This is a genomic window from Demequina sediminicola (assembly GCF_000975055.1).
GTDB classification, from domain to species: domain Bacteria; phylum Actinomycetota; class Actinomycetes; order Actinomycetales; family Demequinaceae; genus Demequina; species Demequina sediminicola.
Window position 1 is genome coordinate 81,443 of the sequence record NZ_BBRB01000004.1, and the last position, 20,885, is coordinate 102,327.

General features: G+C 62.1%; 22 protein-coding genes. 2 read left to right on the forward strand and 20 right to left on the reverse strand.

The genetic code is table 11. The annotated features are described in order from the left end of the window. The 8 genes from AOP79_RS08875 to ftsZ form a co-directional block, all read right to left on the reverse strand. On the reverse strand, window positions 1-927 hold the full coding sequence (locus AOP79_RS08875) for an RluA family pseudouridine synthase (protein WP_082093507.1): 927 nt from the start codon (window positions 925-927) through the stop codon (window positions 1-3). Then, complete coding sequence (gene lspA, locus AOP79_RS08880) at window positions 911-1,438, reverse strand: signal peptidase II (RefSeq protein ID WP_062072720.1); 528 nt, start codon at window positions 1,436-1,438, stop codon at window positions 911-913. Before lspA ends, AOP79_RS08875 begins: the two co-directional genes overlap by 17 nt. Next, on the reverse strand, window positions 1,435-1,887 hold the full coding sequence (locus tag AOP79_RS08885) for a TraR/DksA family transcriptional regulator (RefSeq protein ID WP_062072722.1): 453 nt from the start codon (window positions 1,885-1,887) through the stop codon (window positions 1,435-1,437). The genes lspA and AOP79_RS08885 overlap by 4 nt, the downstream gene beginning before the upstream one ends. A 140-nt stretch (window positions 1,888-2,027) precedes the next feature. Then, window positions 2,028-2,921 (reverse strand): DivIVA domain-containing protein, encoded by an 894-nt coding sequence (locus AOP79_RS11595; protein WP_082093509.1) that lies wholly within the window; start codon window positions 2,919-2,921, stop codon window positions 2,028-2,030. Window positions 2,922-3,009: 88 nt separating this feature from the next. Continuing rightward, a complete protein-coding gene (locus AOP79_RS08895; RefSeq protein WP_062072724.1) occupies window positions 3,010-3,309 on the reverse strand; it encodes a YggT family protein in 300 nt (99 codons plus the stop codon). Between the two features lie 19 nt (window positions 3,310-3,328). Then, on the reverse strand, window positions 3,329-3,808 hold the full coding sequence (locus AOP79_RS08900) for a cell division protein SepF (RefSeq protein WP_062072726.1): 480 nt from the start codon (window positions 3,806-3,808) through the stop codon (window positions 3,329-3,331). An 88-nt stretch (window positions 3,809-3,896) separates the two neighbouring features. Next, entirely contained in the window at window positions 3,897-4,610 is a 714-nt protein-coding gene (gene pgeF / locus AOP79_RS08905; protein WP_062072728.1) for a peptidoglycan editing factor PgeF, read from the reverse strand. Between the two features lie 5 nt (window positions 4,611-4,615). Then, entirely contained in the window at window positions 4,616-5,791 is a 1,176-nt protein-coding gene (ftsZ, locus tag AOP79_RS08910; RefSeq protein ID WP_062072731.1) for a cell division protein FtsZ, read from the reverse strand. Window positions 5,792-5,960: 169 nt separating this feature from the next. Between ftsZ and AOP79_RS08915 the strand changes: the two genes are divergently transcribed. After that, window positions 5,961-6,452 carry a DUF1648 domain-containing protein gene (locus tag AOP79_RS08915; RefSeq protein ID WP_062072733.1) on the forward strand — a complete coding sequence of 164 codons (492 nt, stop codon included), beginning with the start codon at window positions 5,961-5,963 and terminating at the stop codon, window positions 6,450-6,452. 35 nt (window positions 6,453-6,487) lie between these two features. Here the strand turns inward: AOP79_RS08915 and AOP79_RS11810 are convergent, their stop codons facing one another. After that, window positions 6,488-7,219, reverse strand: coding sequence for a cell division protein FtsQ/DivIB (locus AOP79_RS11810; protein ID WP_062072735.1), 732 nt, complete (start codon window positions 7,217-7,219; stop codon window positions 6,488-6,490). A gap of 247 nt (window positions 7,220-7,466) precedes the next feature. On the opposite strand from AOP79_RS11810, the gene AOP79_RS11815 reads away from it, so the two are divergent. Further along, complete coding sequence (locus tag AOP79_RS11815; RefSeq protein ID WP_062072737.1) at window positions 7,467-7,655, forward strand: hypothetical protein; 189 nt, start codon at window positions 7,467-7,469, stop codon at window positions 7,653-7,655. Window positions 7,656-7,751: 96 nt separating this feature from the next. Here AOP79_RS11815 and murC read toward each other — a convergent pair whose 3' ends face one another. The 11 genes from murC to mraZ form a co-directional block, all read right to left on the reverse strand. Then, window positions 7,752-9,149: a UDP-N-acetylmuramate--L-alanine ligase gene (gene murC / locus AOP79_RS08930; RefSeq protein ID WP_062072739.1), complete on the reverse strand. Its 1,398-nt coding sequence runs from the start codon at window positions 9,147-9,149 to the stop codon at window positions 7,752-7,754. After that, a complete protein-coding gene (locus AOP79_RS08935) occupies window positions 9,146-10,267 on the reverse strand; it encodes a UDP-N-acetylglucosamine--N-acetylmuramyl-(pentapeptide) pyrophosphoryl-undecaprenol N-acetylglucosamine transferase (protein WP_236683341.1) in 1,122 nt (373 codons plus the stop codon). Before AOP79_RS08935 ends, murC begins: the two co-directional genes overlap by 4 nt. Beyond that, complete coding sequence (locus tag AOP79_RS08940; protein WP_062072744.1) at window positions 10,260-11,483, reverse strand: FtsW/RodA/SpoVE family cell cycle protein; 1,224 nt, start codon at window positions 11,481-11,483, stop codon at window positions 10,260-10,262. The genes AOP79_RS08935 and AOP79_RS08940 overlap by 8 nt, the downstream gene beginning before the upstream one ends. An 8-nt stretch (window positions 11,484-11,491) precedes the next feature. Continuing rightward, window positions 11,492-12,859: a UDP-N-acetylmuramoyl-L-alanine--D-glutamate ligase gene (gene murD, locus AOP79_RS08945; protein WP_062072745.1), complete on the reverse strand. Its 1,368-nt coding sequence runs from the start codon at window positions 12,857-12,859 to the stop codon at window positions 11,492-11,494. A 25-nt stretch (window positions 12,860-12,884) separates the two neighbouring features. Next, window positions 12,885-13,982 (reverse strand): phospho-N-acetylmuramoyl-pentapeptide-transferase, encoded by a 1,098-nt coding sequence (mraY, locus tag AOP79_RS08950; protein ID WP_062072746.1) that lies wholly within the window; start codon window positions 13,980-13,982, stop codon window positions 12,885-12,887. Next, complete coding sequence (locus AOP79_RS08955) at window positions 13,979-15,373, reverse strand: UDP-N-acetylmuramoyl-tripeptide--D-alanyl-D-alanine ligase (protein ID WP_062072748.1); 1,395 nt, start codon at window positions 15,371-15,373, stop codon at window positions 13,979-13,981. Before AOP79_RS08955 ends, mraY begins: the two co-directional genes overlap by 4 nt. Beyond that, window positions 15,370-16,926 (reverse strand): UDP-N-acetylmuramoyl-L-alanyl-D-glutamate--2,6-diaminopimelate ligase, encoded by a 1,557-nt coding sequence (locus tag AOP79_RS08960; RefSeq protein ID WP_062073012.1) that lies wholly within the window; start codon window positions 16,924-16,926, stop codon window positions 15,370-15,372. The genes AOP79_RS08955 and AOP79_RS08960 overlap by 4 nt, the downstream gene beginning before the upstream one ends. 11 nt (window positions 16,927-16,937) lie before the next feature. Continuing rightward, on the reverse strand, window positions 16,938-18,755 hold the full coding sequence (locus AOP79_RS08965) for a peptidoglycan D,D-transpeptidase FtsI family protein (RefSeq protein WP_236683343.1): 1,818 nt from the start codon (window positions 18,753-18,755) through the stop codon (window positions 16,938-16,940). A gap of 152 nt (window positions 18,756-18,907) precedes the next feature. Beyond that, on the reverse strand, window positions 18,908-19,315 hold the full coding sequence (ftsL, locus tag AOP79_RS08970) for a cell division protein FtsL (RefSeq protein WP_062072753.1): 408 nt from the start codon (window positions 19,313-19,315) through the stop codon (window positions 18,908-18,910). Further along, window positions 19,312-20,295: a 16S rRNA (cytosine(1402)-N(4))-methyltransferase RsmH gene (gene rsmH, locus AOP79_RS08975; protein WP_082093514.1), complete on the reverse strand. Its 984-nt coding sequence runs from the start codon at window positions 20,293-20,295 to the stop codon at window positions 19,312-19,314. The genes ftsL and rsmH overlap by 4 nt, the downstream gene beginning before the upstream one ends. Before the next feature lie 105 nt (window positions 20,296-20,400). Further along, window positions 20,401-20,868, reverse strand: coding sequence for a division/cell wall cluster transcriptional repressor MraZ (mraZ, locus tag AOP79_RS08980; RefSeq protein ID WP_236683344.1), 468 nt, complete (start codon window positions 20,866-20,868; stop codon window positions 20,401-20,403). Window positions 20,869-20,885: the final 17 nt, after the last annotated feature.

Below are 20,885 nucleotides of genomic sequence, written 5' to 3' on the forward strand. Positions count from 1 at the left end.
TCAGCCCCGCAGAACCGCCAACGCGGCGGCAAGATCGTCTGGATACGGCGACGTGACACGCACCTCTTCACCGTGTGCAGGGTGAGCGAAGGCCAACTCTCGCGCATGCAACCACTGGCGTGTCAGCCCCAAACGCTTCGCCAGGACCGGGTCGGCACCGTAAGTGATGTCACCAGCCAACGTGTGCCGCATCGCGGTCATATGAACTCGAATTTGGTGCGTGCGGCCGGTCTCAAGATGGATCTCAAGAAGAGACGCAGCCGGAAACATTTCGAGAACCTCGTAGTGAGTAATGGACGCCTTGCCGTCCTGCATCACCGCGAACTTCCAGTCGGAGCGCGGATGGCGCCCAATCGGAGCATCGATTGTCCCCTCGGTGGGGTCCAAGTGTCCCTGGGCCACCGCGTGGTAAATCTTCTCAACGGTGCGCTCCTTAAAGGCACGCTTCAGCGCTGAATATGCGATGTCAGACTTCGCGACGACCATGAGCCCCGAGGTCCCGACATCGAGTCGATGGACAATTCCCTGGCGCTCGGGAGGCCCCAAAGTTGAGACACGCACGCCGGCAGTGACAAGGCCGCCCACCACCGTGGGACCTGTCCATCCTGGCGACGCGTGTGCCGCGACGCCCACTGGCTTATCGACCACTACGACGTCATCGTCTTCATAAGCAATCACCAGGCCGCCAGGAATCTCCGGCTCTGGAGAGACATCGCGCTCCCCTGGAAGATCGACCGTCAACATTCCGTCATCAACCCGGTCCGACTTCGCCAAGGTACGGCCGCCCATCGTGACGGCACCCGCAGACAGGAGTTCAGCAGCCTTGGTGCGACTCAGACCGAGCATGCGCGCTAGCGCAGCGTCAGCACGCTCACCCACGACCGCATCGGGTACGGGAAGATAGCGTGTCTCAGTCACGGTCCTCATTCTGCTCGGAATCGTCCGAATGCGCAGTATGCGCCTCCGGCTCGGGCGCAAGGATGCTTTTGCCCATCACGCTCGCGATGAGGAACACGACGGCGACGCCCACAATGGCGATGTCCGCAACGTTCCCCACAAACCAGTTGTTGTAGTTGATCATGTCAACCACGTGGCCTTGTCCAAAACTTGGGTCCCGGAACAGCCGGTCGATGAGGTTCCCGACGGCGCCGCCCAGGCCGATACCGAAAAGCCACACTGCCAACGTGGTCTGTGCACGCTTGGCATAGAAAACAATGCCGACAGTGATGGCGAGCGCCACGAGAGTCAAGACCCACGTGAAGTTGTCGCCGAGCGAGAATGCTGCCCCGGAGTTGAACACCAGCTGGATAGACAAAAAGTCACCCAGCACCTCGTGTCGCTCGTACGGCACAAGGTTGTTGAGAGACCACTGCTTTGTTGCTTGGTCAATAACAATGACCGCGAAGGCAATCAGCCACAGTGCTGGCCTCCAGGTCAACGACGCTCCTCGCGCTGTTTGCACGCCACGCAGTGTGTTGCGCGCGGGAATGCCTGCAGTCGGGCTTTACCAATGCCTTCGCCACACGAAGCGCACGTGCCGTAGACACCCTTGCCCACACGGCGGAGAGCATCAACCGACTGCTCAAGCATGTCGCGCGTGTTGTTCACGATCGACATTTCTTGCTCGCGCTCCAGAGCGCTCGAGCCCACGTCTGCTTGGTCGTCGCCAGCACCTTCTGAAGTGTGAAGAAGGTCATCAAGCTCATGCTCAACGCCCTCATATTCCTCAACGAGACGCGCAACGTCCGAGTTGAGTGTTGTCACAAGCTCGCGTAGTTCGGCGAGCTTCCACGAATCGTCGCCTTCACGCACGGCGAGCTTCTTGGCATCGGCCGCTTTGAGCTCGGCCGGGTCGATCACGATCACCGTGACATCTGTGCTGGTCATGCCCATCCTCGTTTCGAGTAGTGACGCGAGACTAGTCTGCTTCTGACTTTGGCGCAAAGCGCCACGCCCCCGAGAACGCAACAACCGTCCCAGGTCATGGACCTGGGACGGTTGCGGTCAAGCGTGACGCTGTGCGCGTTTTACTGGTCGCGTGGTTCGACGCGGGGCGTGTACTGCGAGGCGCCCCACGGGGTCGTCGACTCTTCCTGGTTACCCGCACCGGGTGCGCTGGGCGCACTCTGTGGGCGAACCTGCGCCCAGGGGCTCGGAGCCGGCGCGTCTGCATCTGCGCTCACGGATGAGGCTGCGGAAGGCGCAGATACCTGCGACGGTGCCGATCGGTACGAACCCTGCGATGCAACGACGCCAGCGTTGGCTCCAAACGAAGTACGCGTGGGTGCTGCAGCGGCAGGCGCTGCTGGTTCAGCAGCGGGAACCGAGGGGGCAGCGGAAACAGGAGCCGCTGCGCTGTCACCGGTGGCGTGGTCAAGGTCACCCAGAAGGTTCTCCAGGTAGCCCTTGAGGCGCGAGCGGTAATCGCGCTCGAAGCGACGAAGGTCATCGATCTTCGCTTCGAGATCGGTGCGCTCGGCAGCAAGCTGATCGAGCCGGACCTGAGCGTCACCCTCGGCCTGGCCGACGATGGACTCGGCCTTCACCTTGGCTTCATCGATGATGCGATCCCGCTCGGATTCTCCAGCGGCAACATAGTCATCGTGGAGCTTCTGCGCCATCGCGAGCATGCCAGTGGCTGCCGGAGGCGTGGGGTCCGTAGCGGCCTGCAACAGCGAGGCGCTCGAGCTCTGTGGCTCCTCTGCAGCGGGCGCGGGGACCGATGCGGCAGATACTGCAGGCTGCCCGGCTTGTGCCTGCGCTAGGCGCTGCGCCAGGTCGTCACGTTCAGCAATCAGGGATGAGATTGTCTGAGCAACCTCATCCAGGAAGTCATCGACCTCATCCTGATCGAATCCTTCGCGGTACTTCGTCTTGGAGAACGCCTTGTTGAGAACGTCCTCTGCAGTCAGCAGTGCCATAGTCGACCACCTCGTGTCAGGTTTGGCTCGCGTCTAGCGACCAAAATGCTTGTACTTCACTCTATATACGTATCGGCATGAACGTGAGTTACCCAAGGGCGAATGCCGCCTGCGTGAGGAACCAGTCCAGAATCAGGCAACCGATAAACAGCGCCATGAATGCCAGATCAAGTTGAGCTCCACCTAAGCGCAATGGGGGAATCACCCGACGCAGAGCTTTCAGAGGAGGGTCCGTGATAGTAAAAACCGTCTCCACCACAACCAAGATGGCGCCCTGAGGACGCCAGTCGCGTGAAAACACAAGGACCCAGCTGATGACCATGCGGGCCAGCAGCGTCAGGATGAATAGGTAGAGCGCAAATTTAAGCGCGGCGATAACGAGAACCACGCAGTGAGCCTAACCGAGATCAGGCTTCGTTGAAGAACTCGCGGTCTGGCCGCGCAGGTGGTTCTTCGTCAACACCGATCTCGACGTGTGCCGGAGACAGCAGGAACACTGCGGTCGTCACACGCTCGATAGAGCCGTGAAGCCCAAAGGACAGGCCTGCTGCAAAGTCCACGAGGCGCTTTGCGTCACCATCGGACATTTCAGCGAGGTTCATGATGACCGGGACGCCCTGGCGGAATGCCTCACCGATCAGGCGAGCATCGCTGTACGTGCGAGGTGTGACCGTCTGGATGCGGCGCAGCTCCTGAGCGGGGTCGCCTGCGGGCGCGCGGCGGCCGTCGTGGCGGTCGGCCTTGGAACGTGCCTCGGAGTGATCGCGAACCTCTGACACGTCGTGCAGGTGTGTCACCGGCGCGAGTTCTTCATCCGCGTACTCGTACTCCTCGTGCTGAGAGGTATCGAAGCCTAAATATTGGATCGCCTTGCGCATGGCGCTCATTGGCCCGCTCCTTACAGTGTTGCCCGGTTGTTGATCTCACGTTACGGCGCGGCGGTAAACCGTTGAGGGAGCGACACGCGGGGGCAACTCAAGCGTGAACGATGACTCCGGCGAACCTGCCGGTGACTCCGTCGCGTCGATGGGAGAACATGCGCGGGTCCTCGATCGTGCAGATCTGGGATCGGTGCACGGTCGTGAGGCCCATGTCCCCCAGCGTCGATGCGATGGCCGCCGGAAGGTCGAGTGACGGAGTACCCCAGGTGGTCTCGCTATGAGCACTGGGGTACTGGCGGCTGACTTCGGAGCGCAGCTCCTCAGGGACTTCGTAACAGCGGCCGCACACTGCAGGGCCGATGCTCGCGTGGAGAGACTCTGGAGAGGTACCTTCACCGCCTGCACGCAGGAGCGCGTCTACAGCGGCCTCAATGGCTCCAGTGGCCATTCCTCGACGGCCCGCATGGACAGCGGCGACTGTTCCGGAAACCGTGTCGTGAAAGAGGACGGGAACGCAGTCCGCAGCGAGCGCACCCAGCGCGACGCCCGGTGTCGCGGTGATGAGGATGTCGCCCTCGGCAGGAGTGTCTCCGGGATCCGACACCCAGATGACCTCCGTGCCATGATATGCCGTCATGAACGAGACAGGAGCTCCGGCCATGTCCGCGACCCGATCTCGGTTGACGTGAACCAGACTCGGGAGATCCCCGACGTGGGAGGCGACGTTCAGGGAGTCGTAAGGGGACTCGGAGACGCCGCCTTCCCTCGTCGTGAAGAAGGCGCGGACCATGAGGCCCGCATCAATCATGATCGTTACCGAAGGAAGTCAGGCACGTCGAGGGTGTCATTCTGGGGCTGACGTGCGGCTGAGATATCGATGGCGTCCGTCACCGGTGCAGTCTCTTCCACCTCGGCGTCGATTGCCTCGGGAATGGTCGACTGTTCCACAGGGGCATCGACAGGCGCCGTCTCAACAGCGGCCGGCGCTGCAGGGGCACCTTCAATGCCACCCAGTGCACCAGCGTGCTTGCGCACCGGTGGCGCTCCCCCGTCGAACCCTGCAGCGATCACGGTGATGCGCAGTTCGTCGCCCAGGGAATCGTCGATGACGGTTCCGAAGATAATGTTCGCCTCAGGGTGCGCGGCTTCACGCACCAGGCGGGCGGCGGTCTCGACTTCCTTGATCCCGAGGTTGGTTCCACCTGCGATGGACAACAACACGCCATGCGCGCCCTCGATGGATGCCTCGAGTAGCGGCGATGCGATAGCCCCTTCAGCGGCAGCAAGCGCACGGCCCTCGCCACGCGACGACGACACGCCCATCAGCGCGGTGCCGGCATCCTTCATCACCGACTTGACGTCGTTGAAGTCCACGTTGATGAGGCCTGGAGTCGTGATCAGGTCAGTAATACCCTGCACACCACCCTGGAGCACTTGGTCGGCAGCGGCAAAGGCACCGAGGATGCTCAGTTCGGCATCAGAGATGTCGAGAAGACGGTCATTAGGAATGACGATCAGCGTGTCGACCTCGTCGCGCAACCGCTGGATTCCAGCATCGGCCTGGTCGGCGCGGCGGCGTCCCTCGAAGCCGAATGGCCGCGTCACTACACCCACCGTCAGGGCGCCAAGTGAACGTGCGATCTTGGCGACAACGGGGGCACCGCCGGTTCCAGTGCCGCCACCCTCACCTGCGGTCACGAAGACCATGTCAGAGCCCTTGAGGGCCTCAGCGATCTCATCCTCGTGATCCTCTGCGGCCTGCTTGCCCACATCGGGGTCGGCACCGGCACCCAAGCCGCGAGTCAGTTCGCGACCAATGTCGAGCTTGACGTCGGCGTCAGACATCAACAATGCCTGCGCGTCGGTGTTGATGGCGATGAACTCTGCGCCCTTGAGTCCTACGTCGATCATGCGGTTGACGGCATTGACGCCACCGCCGCCCACGCCGACGACCTTGATGGCGGTGATGTAATTCTGCGGTGCGGCCATGAGCCCTCTCCCAACCTTAACCTTCTACTTGAAGGTTATAGTTATGTCAACTTGTTCTACGCATGACGGTACGGTCCTTATGCCGAAAGTCACGTCACCGGCGCGCGCGTGTCGCACCATCCGATACAGGACTTGCGGACTCTTTCGAATTCCACAACGATGGCTCACCATGATTGCGCCGTCTCGCCCACGCCTTCGCGTCAAGGTTTCCCCTGCTACCCGTGTAGCCCGAGCACTCACCTACGTCATCACGGCTGCAGGCTGCGCGGCTGGACTGATTGCCTACCCCACGTTGTCAGAAACCATCCCCATCCACTGGAATGCTCGCGGCGTCGAGGATGGCTGGGGTTCGCCCGTGTCACTCCTTGTGATCATTGCGCTGTGGCTCGCCATAGTCGCAGGGATCGAAGTCCTCTCCCGCAAGCCACACATTCTCAACTATCCAATGGACGTGACCGACGCAAACGCCCCTGGCCTCTACCGCGCAGCCGTGGACATGCTCGTGTGGCTCAACCTTGAACTTGCGATCCTGTTTGCGTCACTGGTAGCGCAGTCATACGGGTTTGCGCTCAGCACGATCACCGGTTTCGCTCTTGCCGCCACCTTTGTCACGCTCATCATCGGAGTTGCCCGAATGATGCGCGCCGACACGGCGGACTAGGAGCCGCAGCGGATGAGGCGACGCAGCGGAATACTTCAGTCGGAAACGACCGTCGGAAGCGTGGGCGCGGAGACATCAATCACTGTCACACCCTCGCCGTTGGCCCCTTTCAACATGGCGGCGAGCACTTCAGCCTTCAACGCAGAGTCCGAGACGTTGCCCCACTCGACTCGCGGACCATCTCGCAACACAAAGTGGATATCGTCCTGCGTGGAAGCCTCGACATTCTGGATGCGACTGCGAAGGTCAGGCGAGACCTGTTCAAGGACTCCCAGGACTCCGGACAGGACCCGCTCATTCTCTTCCCCCACTGGAACAGACACGACTGGAAGGTTCGCGGGTGCCTCGGCGCTCTCGCTGACCTGCTCCCCCGTATCGGTGAGCAGTGCGAAGCCCTCTTCGAGAGGAATCGCCGCGACCGGCTCCGACGGTGTCAACGTCACACGCAAACCCGACGGCCATACTCGCACCACTTGTGCGTCGCTGACGCCGACGAGCTCTCCGAGTTGAGCCTCCACGCGTCCGGTGTTGAGCGTCGCCAACGCCGTACCGTCGTACCCTTCAAGGATGTGAGTCACGTCTGCCTGATCGACCACCGTGCCAAAGCCCGAGGCCTCCACGTCTGCGGCGTCAAACTCCAGCAGCGGCGACATCAACACCATGCCGGCGCCTGCCAGCCCGACACCCGCGATAGCCCCCCGCTTACCCCATTTGAGCCCTGCGGCGCGGCGCTCAACTGAACGCTTCTCCCGGAGCCGTTCCTCCATCCGAGTCGTCACCACTGCGGAACTCAGACGAGTACTGACACGCGCCCACGCCGTGGGGGGAAGGGTTGGGTTGGGGGATGTCGCAGGTGAAGCCGAGCGAGTCCGGCGTGCGTCGACGCCTGAGTCCTGAGCCTTGCGACGATTCCACAACCGCAAGCGTCCCGCACGCGGGGGCACGGAACCACGGGGAGGCGCAGCAATCTGCGGCGCGGTGTCCCCTGAGGTCCGGGGTGAGGCACCTTGCGTTGTGGAAGCGGTGGGCGCCTTTGAGCGCGCGGGTGCATTTGAGCGTGTTGGTGCCTTCTTGCGTGGCGAAGGGGTCCGCGGTCCCGCAGTCGACGACTTTGATGACTTAGTGGAGGCGGTACGCGGGGATGCTGTCGACGGCGATGAGGCAGACGCCGAACGTGGAGATGTCACTGTCCGCGGGCGTTGACTCGCGGCTGCACTCGCGCCTGTGCTCGTACCGTGATGAGGCTTAGCCGCGGGTGCCGGCTTCTTGGGTCGTACGGGTACGGACGGCCGACGCGCGTCACTCACGGGACAACTCGCGCTCACGCAAGGCATCGAGTATGGCATCCCCTGTATCCGTCACGGGGCCGGACCCGACAGTCAGAATGATGTCTCCTGGACGAGCGACAGTTGCCGCGTGCAGGGCCGCCGCGTCCAAGTCCTCAATCACCACCGCAGTTGAACCAGTAGGCACGTCCATCTGGTCCACGATCAGATCGGAGTTCACTCCATCAATCGGATCCTCGCGATCCCCATGGACCCCCGCCACGATGATGTCCGCATTCTCGACACTGAGCGCTCGAGCGAAGTTTGCCGCGTGCAGCTGAGTGCGAGTGAAAAGCGCTGGCTGGAACAACACCACGAGCCGGGCACCTTGACTCGCCACCGCCCCTGCAGCGGGAGCAGTCGTCGCCACGGGTGCCGTGCGGGCAGCTGCCAACAATGCCGCCACCTCGGTCGGGTGATGTGCGTAGTCGTCAATCACACGGACACCGTCCGCCTCACCACGAGCCTGAAACCGACGTCCGGTCCCACGAAAAGTCGCCATACCTGCCGCGGCAAGCGCCGGATCGGCACCCATCGAGGTAGCGGCAGCCCACGCTGCGGCTGCGTTCAATCGCATGTGCACGCCCGGAACGGGGACCTCAAAGGGATACTCGTGTCCGTCCCTCACCACAGTGTCCGAGGTGACCACGACATCGGCGTTGTCACGTCCATACGTGATGACCTGCACGCCTGCAGCCTGGACGCGCGCCACGATATCCATGACGACGGGGTCCTCGACACATGCGACCAAAACCCGGCAGTCCTTCGCAAACTCCTCGAAAGCGTCGTGCAGGCGCTCGACCGTGCCGTAATAGTCCAGGTGGTCCGGCTCAATGTTCAGCAGGATCGCAACCTCGGGGTGATAGCGAAGGAATGAGCCGTCCGACTCATCTGCCTCCACCACCGCGATCCCCGCACTACCGGCATACCCGCCAGCGACTGCACCCTCAACACCGAGAACCCGTGCACCCACGGCGAAGGACGCATCCACACCTGCAGCGTGACAGGCGTGAGCAGCCATGGCCGACGTGGTGGTCTTGCCATGCGAGCCCGCGACCGCAAGAAGGCGCTGATCATCCAGTGCCCGTGCAAGCGCCTCAGAACGATGCACAATCTCCACGCCCAGTTCGCGGGCCCGGACCAGCTCTGGGTTGGTATCGCGGACTGCCGTGGAAATCACCACCTGGTCAACGCCGTCCACCAGCGCAGCATCGTGGCCAATCACCACGGACATCCCCGCATCCTCAAGGGCCTCGAAGTAGTGGCTGACGCGCTGGTCACTTCCGGTCACCTGGTGCCCGGCCGCAGCAGTGAGCTTTGCCACCGCAGACATGCCTGACCCACCAACGCCAATGAAATGAACCTTGCTCACAGAACTTCCTCCACCAAATCCGCGACGCGCGCCGCTCCGTCAACCGTGGCAAACTCAGCGGCGGCTCGACGCATCCGCGCACCTTCGCTTTCAGCATCAGTGCCCAGTACGAGCGCCTGTGCACGTGCCACCAATACGGCGGGCGTGAGGTCCGCATCCGTCACGATTTCGCCAGCACCCGCGTCCACAGCTGGCACGGCGTTGAGCGCCTGCTCCCCATTGCCATGGGGAAAGGGAACAAACACTGCGGGCAGCTGCATTGCTGTCACTTCCGCAACTGTTCCCGCTCCGGAACGGCACACAATGGCAGTAGCCGCCGAATACACCTCAGCCATGTCGTGACAGTACTCATCGACTCGGTACATGGCAGCGCGCTCAGGTGGCAACGTAGCCTTCGCGGCCTCGGGCACTTCGGACTTGCCCTTGCCGGTGATGTGCCACACATAAACCCCAGCAGCCGTGAGGTCGTCAACCGCTCCCACCGTCGCTGCATTGAGGCTCGCGGCTCCCTGGGAACCGCCGGTGACAACGAGAACGGGCGCATCCGCCGGCCAGCCAAGAGCGTCGCGCGCTTGGGCACGCACCGTGGGTGCCTGATTCACGGCAGCGAGTTGCTCTGCCAACGCTTGCACAGGTGGCATGAGCGGCATACCCGTCACCACAGCACCCTTCAGTGGGGTCCCCGGAAGAGTGGCGCCCACGCGCGCGGCCCAGCGCACGCCAAGCTTGTTCGCCAACCCTGGGCGGGCGTTCGCCTCGTGAATGACGATCGGGATACCCGCTTTGCGAGCGGCGAGATACGCCGGTGTCGACACAAAACCACCAAACCCGACAACCGCCTGTGCACCCGTGTCATCGATCGCTATGCGCGCCGCAGCGACAGCGGACTTCAAGTTCTTGGGCAGGCGCAGCAAGTCACCCGACGGTCGGCGTGGCATCGGTACGCGTGGCACGACATGCATCTCGATTCCAGCGCGGGGCACGAGGTCAGCCTCAAGACCCTCCGTGGTTCCCAGCGCAGCGACGTCGTGGCCCCTACGCCGTAACTCATGCGCCGTAGCAAGCATCGGATTCACATGGCCAGCGGATCCACCACCGGCAAGCAGGACACTACTCACGACCACGACCTTTCGACACCACAGCAATTGAGCGGCGCAACACACTCGGCCGGGCCGCAAAAGCGGCCTCTGCCCCAGGCTCATGGCGCGCGAATGCCATCAAGACACCCACGCCTGCGAGCGACATGATCAGCGAAGAACCGCCGGACGAGATGAACGGTAGCGGCACACCTGTCACAGGTAGTAGTCCGATCACCACAGCGATGTTCATGCAGGCCTGGCCCACCAACCATGCGCCAATCGCTGCCGAAGAAATTTGTACAAAGCGATCATTGTGGCGCTGCACCAGTCGGTTCACGGCGACGGCCATCATCCCGAAGGCCACTAACACCATCAGCGTTCCGACGAGCCCAAACTCCTCCCCGATGATGGCAAACGCAAAGTCCGAGTCCGCGACTGGAAGATAACCCCACTTCTCCCGGCTCATGCCAGGGCCAAGCCCCCACAGTCCTCCGGAAGCCAGAGCCCACAATCCATGCAACGACTGCATCCCCACTCCGGAGGGGTCTGCCGTCTCTGGGTTGAGCCATGCGTCAATGCGCCCGGACCGTGTTTCACCCACGGTCAACGCAGACAACACCAGCAAGACGCCGACGACCGCCCCGAAGCCGAAGTACCGCTTAGGGACGCCCGCAACCCAAAAAGCAGCTGCCACCATCATGGCGAGCACGATGGTAGTTCCAAGGTCCTGACCCAGCATGACCAAGAAGATGACAGCACCAGCCATCAGTCCACCGGGAAGCATGATGCCCCTGAGGGTCGTGAGTTCTCGCCGGAACTTCGCCAGCACGACACCGAGGTAGAGCGCCAGACCCAGTTTGGCAACCTCTGACGGCTGGAAACTCATGGGGCCGATGCGAATCCAGTTACGGTTTCCACCGACGGCGTATCCGCTGGTGGCCACCACGACCAACAGGATCATGGACCCATAAAGCACCCACGGTGCGGCACGTTTCCAGAATCCGACAGACATGCGCGAGCCAATCGCCAACGCCGTCAGGCCTAGTCCCAGCGCGATCAACTGAACGATGAAGAGCCGGTAGGGCGACCCCGAAACATCGGAGCGAAGCGCGGCTACTGACGTGCTCGACAGGACCACCGCCAAACCAATCAGCACCAGGATCGCGGTGGAGACCACCAAGAGGTAGTAGGTCACCACCGGAGATCCGGGAGGGGTCGTATCTGATGAGGAACGCCGTGAGGCAGTTGCAGTCATCACCCCTCCTATTGGGCTCCGTCCCCCACGGCTCTCGCGAAGGCCTCTCCTCGGTCCGCATAACTACGGAACTGATCAAACGATGCGCATGCAGGTGACAACAACACAGTGTCGCCGGCACGCGCGACCGCTCGGGCCGCCGCAACGGCCCTCTGCATCACAGTGTCTCCCGGCTCTATACGGGTCACGGGGATATCCGGCGCGTGTCCCGCGAGTGCACTCGCCAAAGGCTCAGGGTCCTCGCCGATCAAGATCACTGCTCGAACTCGGCTCCGTACGCTCTCGACAAGAGCGTCGAACTCCTGCCCCTTGGCCTGCCCCCCTGCGATCCACACCACTGAGTCCGGGCCATACGCCCCGAACGCCGCAATCGCCGCGTGTGCGTTAGTGGCCTTGGAGTCATCGACCCACGAGACGCCATCGAACGCCCCCACCACAGCCGTCCTGTGCGCGTCCAAAGAGAACCCTTGAAGACCATCTCGGACTGCTTCAGGAGGTACGCCCACCGAGCGTGCCAGTGCCGCGGCACACAACGCATTAAACGCCAGGTAGGGAGGAACGGATCCCGCCACAAGGTGTGCGACATCATCAAGGTGTCCCAGCTCAACGGCCTCGGTCCGACGTGCTTCGTGGAAGGCGCGGTCCACGAGGACCCCTTCGACCACACCAAGCTGCGATACCGCAGGTGGCCCCGTGGTCACACCTATGGCGCGACACCCTTCAACGACATCGGCTTCCTCCACTAACGACTCGACGAGGCGGTCCTGCGCGCCGTAGACGCACGCATGCTGGACCCGGTCGTAAACCTTGCCCTTATCCGCGCGGTAGCCGTCAAGAGAGCCGTGCCAGTCGAGGTGATCCTCATCAACGTTGAGACACACCGCAGCGTGCGGCGACAAAGTGCTGGTGAAGTGCAGTTGCAGACTCGCGATCTCCACAGCCAGCACCGCATGGTTTTGCCGGGCCGCCGTGATGACCGGGATGCCCATATTGCCGCAGACCGAGACATCAAGTCCTGCGGCTTCCAGGATGGCACCCGTCATCTGCGTCGTCGTCGTCTTGCCGTTGGTACCCGTGATGAGGAGCCAGGCAGCGTCCGAACTCCGCACCCGCCAGGCGAACTCCATCTCCGAGACAACCTCGACACCTGCATCCAGCACAGTTGTCACCCACGGGTGATGGGGCGCGAATCCCGGCGACGACATGCACAAATCGAAATCCTCGACCGCCAGCGCATCGAGTGAAGCGTGATCGGCGATTGCGTGGGGATCAACAGTGACGGCCGTCGCCCCTAGGTCGTGGCACGCTTCCAGCGCAGAACGGCCCGCGACCCCCAAGCCCAGAATCAGAACCCGTGTGTCGTGCCACTGCGTCACGCGATCGCTACCCACTGCAGTGGCACTACTGTCCGGAAGGCAAAGTGGTGACCCACTCTGCATAGAAGATCGACCCACCGATGGCGGCACAGAGAGCCGCGATGATCCAGAAGCGAATCACGATTGTCACTTCTCCCCAACCCATCAGCTCAAAGTGATGATGAAGCGGCGCCATTTTGAACACGCGTTTACCACCCGAGATCTTGAACCATCCGATCTGAATCACCGAGGAGGCGACGACAATGACAAAGAGGCCGCCAATGATGACTCCCAAGAGTTCAGTGCGAGACATGATGGTGATTCCCGCGATCGCTCCACCTAGGGCGAGCGACCCCGTGTCGCCCATGAAGATCTTGGCCGGGCTGGCGTTCCACCATAGGAAGCCAAAGCACGCGCCCGCGATTGCCGCGGCGAGGATGGCCAAGTCACGCGGGTCTCGAACCTCGTAACACTGGGATGTCACGCTCGTGAACCCACACCACTGGTTGTACTGCCAGATCGTAATGAGTGTGTAGGCACCAAAGAAAATCAGTGCCGCTCCGGTCGCGAGGCCGTCAAGCCCGTCCGTCAAGTTCACGGCATTTGACCACGCTGTAATCAAGAAGTTCGACCACAGAATGAACAGAATCAGGCCGATGGCCGGACCCCAGTACGCAAGGTCCAAAGCCGTGTCGCGCAGGAAGGAGATCGATGTGGATGCGGGCGTGTCACCACGCTCATTTGCAAACTGCAGCGCCAACACACCAAAAGCAATACCCACAACGGCTTGGCCAAGAATCTTGTACCTAGCGCGCAAACCGAGCGAACGCTCCTTGCGAATCTTCAAGAAGTCATCGAGAAAACCCACGAAGCCGAGGCCCACGATCAGCAACACCACAAGCATCGACGATGCGTAGGGCGTACGGCCGGTGAGCAGGTTTCCGCCGAGCCATCCGATCACCAGAGCCAAGATGATGACGACTCCACCCATGGTGGGTGTGCCGCGCTTGACCATGTGGGAAGCGGGCCCATCATGTCGAATGAACTGCCCGTAATGGTGTCGAGTCAGATACCTGATGAACATCGGTGTTCCCAGGAGGGCGATGATCAATGAGATCCCGCCCGAGAAAATCACCGCTCTCATGCAGTCTCTCCCACCAGTTCGTCAGCAAGCTTCCATAGGCCAGTCCCATGTGAAGCCTTCACCAGGACAGTGTCGCCAGGGCTCAGGCGCTCCTTCAGGAACTGGCTGGCCTCGTCAATGGTAGCGACGAATGCAGCCTCATCGCCCCATGAACCCTCTCTCACTGCCGAGACATAGGCCGCACGCGCACCCGTGCCGACCACCACAAGGTGGTCGATACGAAGCCGCACTGCGTCCAACCCGACCTCGTCGTGCGCAGGCAATGAGGCATCGCCCATTTCCAACATCTCCCCCACGACAGCAAACGATCGGCCGCCCTGAGCCACATCCTTGAGCGCACGCAAAGCTGCACGCATCGACTCAGGAGATGCGTTGTAGCTGTCGTCAAGGATGCGGACACCATCCACGCGCTCAAACAGAGCCATGCGATGAGGACTCAAAGGCATTGCCGCTGCGACGGCCTCGACCGCGTCGGCCGGAGTACTGCCGCACTCGAGCGCAACGGTGATCGCCGCAAGTACGTTCGTCGCATGGTGCTCGCCCACCAAAGACATGGTGCTAGCCGGCACAGTTTCGGTGGCAGTCTCGACGGCGAAGCGAGGACGACCTGCATCGATCTCGACCCGTGACGCACGCACCGTACGGCCCTCGCCTCCAACCCCAAACTCAACTACCCGACGACCCTCCTGGGACAGGCATGGACGGCTTGCCATGGCGGCCACACGAGCATCGTCCCCATTGAGTATCGCCACACCACCCGGAACCAAACCGTCGAGCAACGTGGCCTTCTCTTCTGCCAAAGCCTCTGGCGACCCGTAGCCGCCCAGGTGTGCGGTCCCGACCGTCAGCACGACAGCGATGTCTAGCGGTGCGATCGCGGTGAGGTACGCCAAATCCCCGGGCGCTGATGCCCCCATCTCCAAGATCAAGAACTGAGTCGATGATTCTGCTCGCAATACCGTGAGAGGCAAGCCGATCTCGTTGTTGAAGCTACCTTGCGGCGCAATGGCGTCGGGGAGCACCTGTGCCACCAAATCCTTGGTGGTGGTCTTTCCGTTGGAACCCGTGATGCCGACCACACGGATATCCCCTTCTGTGCGCAACAACGCCAGATAGGCTCGCGCCAGGGAGCCCAACGCCACGACGACATCGTCGACAAGCACGTGAGGCCCTGCCACGGGTTGGGACACTAAGGCCAGTGTTGCGCCTGCTTCAAAGGCGTGCGGCGCATAATCGTGACCATCCACGCGTTCACCAACGATCGCCACATACAGCGCGCCCGGCGTGATGAGCCGCGAGTCCTTGTCCACGCCCGTCACCCGGGTGTCAACATCTGCAGCCAGCTCTCCACCTACCGCGTTGGCGACCCATTGCGCCGTCAATGCCCTCATGCATGTCCCTTTCGTTCGGCGACGATCTTCCCATGGGCTCGCTCAAAGGCGTCTTTATCGTTGTAGCGGTAGAACACTCCAGCGATCTCTTGAGTGGGCTCGTGGCCCTTGCCCGTCACCATCACAGTGTCGGCTGGACCGGCCAGGCGCAGACCGACTTCAACAGCTTCCAGCCGCGGCGAAACTTCGTGCACGTCGACAAGATCGGGCCGAACCCGCGCAATGCCCTCGCGGATAGCGGCACGCACGGCAGAAGGCTCTTCCGACCGCGGGTTCTCGTCCGTCAACACGATCACGTCCGCAAGGTTTGCCGCGATCTCCCCCATGACGGGACGCTTGCCCTGATCGCGGTCGCCATCTGAGCCAAAGATCAAGATGAGTCGCCCAGGGGTAATGGGACGGACCCCTTCGAGTGCGAGTGTCAAAGCATCGGGAGTGTGGGCATAGTCGACGATGGCCAGCGGCGTATCGGCCGAACGTTCGATGACCCTCTCCATACGCCCCGGAACACCGTGGGCCGTTGCGACGCCCTCAATGGCCTCGTCCAGTTCAACGCCAGCAGCATGCGCGGCAACAATCGCCACCATGGAGTTAGAGACATTCACAAGGCCCGGCAACGGAGAGAACGCACGATGCTCAACCCCAGCAGGGTCCGTGAACGTAAACGTTGATCCCACGCCATCAAGGCCCACGTCTGCAGTGACAACCGTCCAGTCCGCGGGGTGCGGGTCTGCGGCATGAGTCGAGACTGTTTCGACGGGGATCTCCACGCGCGCGGCCAGGGTGCGTCCCCACTGATCGTCGACGTTGATCACGCCGCGCCGCGCTCGCCCAGGGGCGAACAGTTTGGCCTTGGCGTCGAGATAGTTCTCCATGGTGCCGTGAAAGTCCAGGTGATCCCACTGCAGGTTAGTAAACACTGCGACCGCGAACTCCACACCCGAAATCCGTTCGAGGGAGGCAGCGTGTGAACTCACTTCAGTGACCGCCGCCGTCACGTTCTCCTCGCGCATGCGTGCAAGCAATCCATGCAGCACGGGCGATTCCACGGTTGTGCGCGGCGACTCGATAGTCTCCGAACCGAGCCGCAACTCCACCGTGCCCATGATTCCTGTGTGCTCATGCACACGGCGCAGCGCGTGCTCGATGAGGTATGCAGTGGTGGTCTTGCCATTGGTGCCCGTCACTCCCACAAAAGTGAGGTCATGACTCGGGTCACCATAGATCTCTGCGGCAGCCTCACCCATAGCCTGGCGCGGGTCTTCGACCACGATGATCGGCGCATCGATGCCTTGCTCGATCATCGCCTGCTGGCCTTCAGCGTCCGTCACGAAAGCGACAGCACCAGCAGCGAAGGCATCGGGTGCAAAGCGGGCTCCATGAACCTTGAATCCCGCAAAAGCTCCAAAGAGATCACCCGGCTGCACGTCACGCGAATCGATCGTTGCGCCTGTCAACGTGACAGATCCGTCAACCGCCGAAACGTCGCTGCCCATCCGTTGTGCAACCTGAGCGAGCGTGCAGGGCGCTACTCGCGAAGGTCGTAGCACCATGTCTGCCACATCTACTCCCAGGTCGTTGGGTACATCTCATCTGAAGGCCCCGAAGGAGGAACACGGAGCGCTTGTAGTGCAAAGGTTGCCACGTCCGAGAACACCGGTGCGGCTACCTCGCCGCCCCAAATTGAAGACGAGGGGTCGAACACAATGACCGACACCACAATCTCGGGATCATCCGCGGGAGCGACTCCTACAAAGGATGCCACGATCGAATCGAGGTCCCCTGATGGTCCCACCGCTTGCGCCGTTCCAGTTTTGCCCGCAACGCGGTAGCCGTCGATCTTTGCGAGGCCACCGGTGCCCGATTCCGTCACGTCTTCAAGCATCAGCATGACTTCGTCAGCGGTCTCCTCGGACACGACCCGCACGGGCTCGGAGGTTTCTGCCTCGGTAAAGTTGCCGTCCGCGTCAACGAAGCCCTTGACAAGAGACGGTTGCTCGCGAACGCCGCCATTGGCAAGCGTCTGATAGACCTGGCTCGTCTGCAGAGCTGTCACCGCGACACCCTGACCGTAGAGCACGGCGTACTCGGTGCGACCGTCCCAGTCCTCCCAGTTCCTCAAGATGCCCGGAGACTCGGTGGGCATGCCTACACCGGTGCGTTCTCCGAACCCGAATGCACTCAGGTACTCATAACGCTTGGCTTCAGACAGCTGCTCACCAATCATCACCGTGCCGGTGTTCGATGAAGTCACGAGAATCCCCGAGGTCGTGAGCTGTTGGGTCTCGTGCTCGTGAGAGTCCTTGAACGTCTGGCCGTTTGACGTCGTGTATTCGTAGGGAACGTTGAATCGCGAGGTGGGCGTCACGACGCCTTCTTCGAGAGCCGCAGCCACAGTAATGGCCTTTCCCGTCGAGCCAGGCTCGAAGACATCTTCTACTGACGCTGCACCGCGCAGGCTTGCGTCGGTCGCTCCCGGATCGTTGGGGTCGACTGAGCCGGAGTCAGCGAGGGCGAGGATCTCGCCGCCCTTGACCGCTTGCACCACCACGATGCCCTGGCGGCCTCCGGTCGTATCGAGCGCCTGCTGAAGCCGTTCCTGCGCGTAATACTGGATGTCGCGATCGAGCGTCAGCATGACGTCAGAGCCCGGGCTAGCGGGGTCCTCGTCAAGCACACCGGTGGGGATCGCCGTGCCCTGACCACCCCGCTCGTACGTGAACGATCCCGCCTCACCAAGGAGCACCGATTCGTAGGAGTTCTCAACGCCGGCGAGCCCCCAGTTCACGCCTTGTGCGTCTTCCTTACCGCCCACGAAGCCGACGACGTTACCGGCCAAGGCTCCGTTGGGGTACTCGCGTTCAGTCACCGGTTCGTAGTCAATGCCCGAGATCTCCTCGGCATCAATTAAGTCCCATGTCTCGGGGGTCACATACTTCGCCACATACGCGAAGTCGGCATCGCCGACAAGGAGCCCCGCGAGCTCGGATTCTGTCGTGTCCAGGATAGGAGCCAAGATTTTGGCTGCATCAAGTGGGCCTTCTGCGACGACCTGCTGATTTTCTGTGCGCTGCCATTTCTTGAGGTCGTTTTGGTTGACGAACACGTGGAACCGTTCGGCAGATGTCGCGAGCACCACGCCGTTGCGGTCGACAATGTCGGCACGTTCAGTAGAGATCGTGGCCGTTGCGAGCCGGTTCTCCAGCGCCTTTGTGGACAATTCCTCTGCATTGAACCCCTGGATCATCACCAGGCGCCCAGCAAACACCACGAGCATGCCAATGATGGCAAGGGTGATGACGCGCTGACGGTTCAGCGGATTGCCCACGCTCAGGCCAGCAACTCCGGCCTGGGGTCGCGGCCGCGCGGGACGACCAGACACCGGCTTACGCGACTGCGTGCGACTTTGCGGCTGCGCTTTCGGGCGCGACGTCGATTGCCGCTGTGACTGACGAGGCGTTGCCCTGCTGGCAGAATTCCGTGGCGTAGTGCGCTTGCGCGGGTCGCTCCCCTGCCCCCCAGGCTTGCGGTCGCTCATCCCTGCCCCTGATGGAGGACGGCCGAATCTTCAATAGAGACGAAGCCGAGAGAGGACGCTGGAACCATTCCCATGCCTTCAGCCTGAGCCGCCAGTGCAGCAGGCGCGGAGAGCGACTCGAGTTGCCCCACCAATGAAGCGCGTTCTTGGTGCAAGTTCGCAATTTCAATCTTGAGGTCGCGCCTCTCAAATGCTCCTTGAGTCATCTGTGTGTTGACCACCAGGACACTGGCGATAGCCGCGAGCGCAATCAGCACACACGTCGCAACAAAGGGGCCCAGGGACCGCGCTGGCTGTGGCGTCGCCACTGCATGCAAATGTCGGCGGGTACCTGCGGCCTCAGTCGTCCGCCCAGGACGGGCAGCAGCATCGGTCCGCACCTGGCGAGCGGGTACTGCACTCATGACTGCCTCCGACGCTTCGATGGTGGGGTGGGACGGGTACGTTCGACGGCTCGTAGCCTCACGGGCTTGGAGCGCGGGTTGCTTTCCGCTTCCTCAGCCGATGCCTTGTGGGCACCTCGCGTGAGGAGCTTGAGATACGGCTGGTCCTCTTCCGGAATGATCGGAAGTCCAGGTGGCGCCGACGAGGTGACTCCCGCAGCGAAGTCAGTTTTCACGATGCGGTCTTCAAGCGAGTGGTAGCTCATGACGACCACTCGTCCACCGACCGCGGTGGCCTCGATTGCTGCGGGAATTGCCGCCTCAAGGATGTCGAGTTCGCGATTGACCGCGATGCGTAGTGCCTGGAAGGTGCGCTTGGCAGGGTTCCCGCCTGCAGTGCGAGTTGCCGCGGGGATGCAGGCGCGCACGAGGTCAACGAGTTGTGCACTCGTCACGATGGGCTCGGAGTCCCGGCGCGCCACAATGGATTCTGCGATTCGACGCGCATAGCGCTCCTCGCCGTAAACGTGGAGGATACGTGTGAGCTCTGGCACGTCGGCGTCACGAAGGAGGTGCGCTGCCGTGACGGGGTCGTTCCGGTTCATCCGCATATCGAGCGGTGCGTCCTGGGCGTAGGAGAATCCGCGGTCCGCCTCGTCGATTTGGAGCGAAGACACTCCGAGGTCGAGCAATACCCCGTCGGCGTGCGAGGCGCCGGCTGCTGCCAGTGCACCGCGCATGTCGTCATATTCGGCGTGATGGGCGATGAAGCGGCTACCAAACCGCTGCAACCGTTCACTAGCAAGTGCGATCGCTTGAGGGTCGCGGTCGATTCCCACCACACGCGATGTAGGACACCGCTCGAGGATTGCTTCGGTGTGACCGCCCATCCCAAGAGTTCCGTCGATGACGACAGCACCGTCGTGAGTCAATGCGGGCGCAAGCAAATCAACGCACTCGTCGAGCAGCACTGGCTGGTGCCGAGAAGCTGCGTCCGTCATCCTCACTCCCTCCTGCATCGCCCGTGTCCCCCGGTCTCCCTCCGGCTCTCTGACGGGGGGAAGTCCGCCAGAGCCGCGCGGGTGGAGGCCGCGAGACACGGGTTGTTACATCGCGTCAAATACTTCTGCCGCCGTGGCGGCGTACTCGTCTTCTCCTCGTTCGAGGTATTCCTCCCAGGCCTGGGCGTCCCAGATCTCAACGCGAGATCCCATACCCACCACGGCAACATCCCGGTCGAGCCCCGCGTACTTGCGTAGCGGTGCGCTCAGCAAGATGCGGCCCTGCTTGTCAGGAATGTCGTCCGAAGCATGCCCAAGGAAGTTGCGCAGGTAGTCGCGGGCGCTTTTGTTCTCGAGGGGAGCTTTGCGAAGTCGATCGTGGACCTCGGCAAACTCGTCCAGCGGGAAGAGAAACACGCACCGGTCAAGACCACGAGTCGCGACCAACCCAGAGGCCAACCGCCCACGAAACTTCGCCGGAAGGATCAGTCGACCCTTGTCATCGAGACGCGGAGTGAACGTGCCGAGAAAGACCCCTGTGGGGCCGAGGCCATGTGCCACAGCATCAGACACGAGATCACCTCCCCAGC

Coding starts and splice junctions, on each gene's coding strand:
- AOP79_RS08875 (WP_082093507.1), bottom strand. CDS start 927: ATGAGGACCGTGACTGAGACACGCTATCTTCCCGTACCCGATGCGGTC.
- AOP79_RS08885 (WP_062072722.1), bottom strand. CDS start 1,887: ATGACCAGCACAGATGTCACGGTGATCGTGATCGACCCGGCCGAGCTC.
- AOP79_RS11595 (WP_082093509.1), bottom strand. CDS start 2,921: ATGGCACTGCTGACTGCAGAGGACGTTCTCAACAAGGCGTTCTCCAAG.
- AOP79_RS08900 (WP_062072726.1), bottom strand. CDS start 3,808: ATGAGCGCCATGCGCAAGGCGATCCAATATTTAGGCTTCGATACCTCT.
- pgeF (WP_062072728.1), bottom strand. CDS start 4,610: ATGATTGATGCGGGCCTCATGGTCCGCGCCTTCTTCACGACGAGGGAA.
- ftsZ (WP_062072731.1), bottom strand. CDS start 5,791: ATGGCCGCACCGCAGAATTACATCACCGCCATCAAGGTCGTCGGCGTG.
- AOP79_RS08915 (WP_062072733.1), top strand. CDS start 5,961: ATGATTGCGCCGTCTCGCCCACGCCTTCGCGTCAAGGTTTCCCCTGCT.
- AOP79_RS11810 (WP_062072735.1), bottom strand. CDS start 7,219: ATGGAGGAACGGCTCCGGGAGAAGCGTTCAGTTGAGCGCCGCGCCGCA.
- AOP79_RS08940 (WP_062072744.1), bottom strand. CDS start 11,483: ATGACTGCAACTGCCTCACGGCGTTCCTCATCAGATACGACCCCTCCC.
- mraY (WP_062072746.1), bottom strand. CDS start 13,982: ATGAGAGCGGTGATTTTCTCGGGCGGGATCTCATTGATCATCGCCCTC.
- AOP79_RS08955 (WP_062072748.1), bottom strand. CDS start 15,373: ATGAGGGCATTGACGGCGCAATGGGTCGCCAACGCGGTAGGTGGAGAG.
- AOP79_RS08960 (WP_062073012.1), bottom strand. CDS start 16,926: ATGGTGCTACGACCTTCGCGAGTAGCGCCCTGCACGCTCGCTCAGGTT.
- ftsL (WP_062072753.1), bottom strand. CDS start 19,315: ATGAGTGCAGTACCCGCTCGCCAGGTGCGGACCGATGCTGCTGCCCGT.
- rsmH (WP_082093514.1), bottom strand. CDS start 20,295: ATGACGGACGCAGCTTCTCGGCACCAGCCAGTGCTGCTCGACGAGTGC.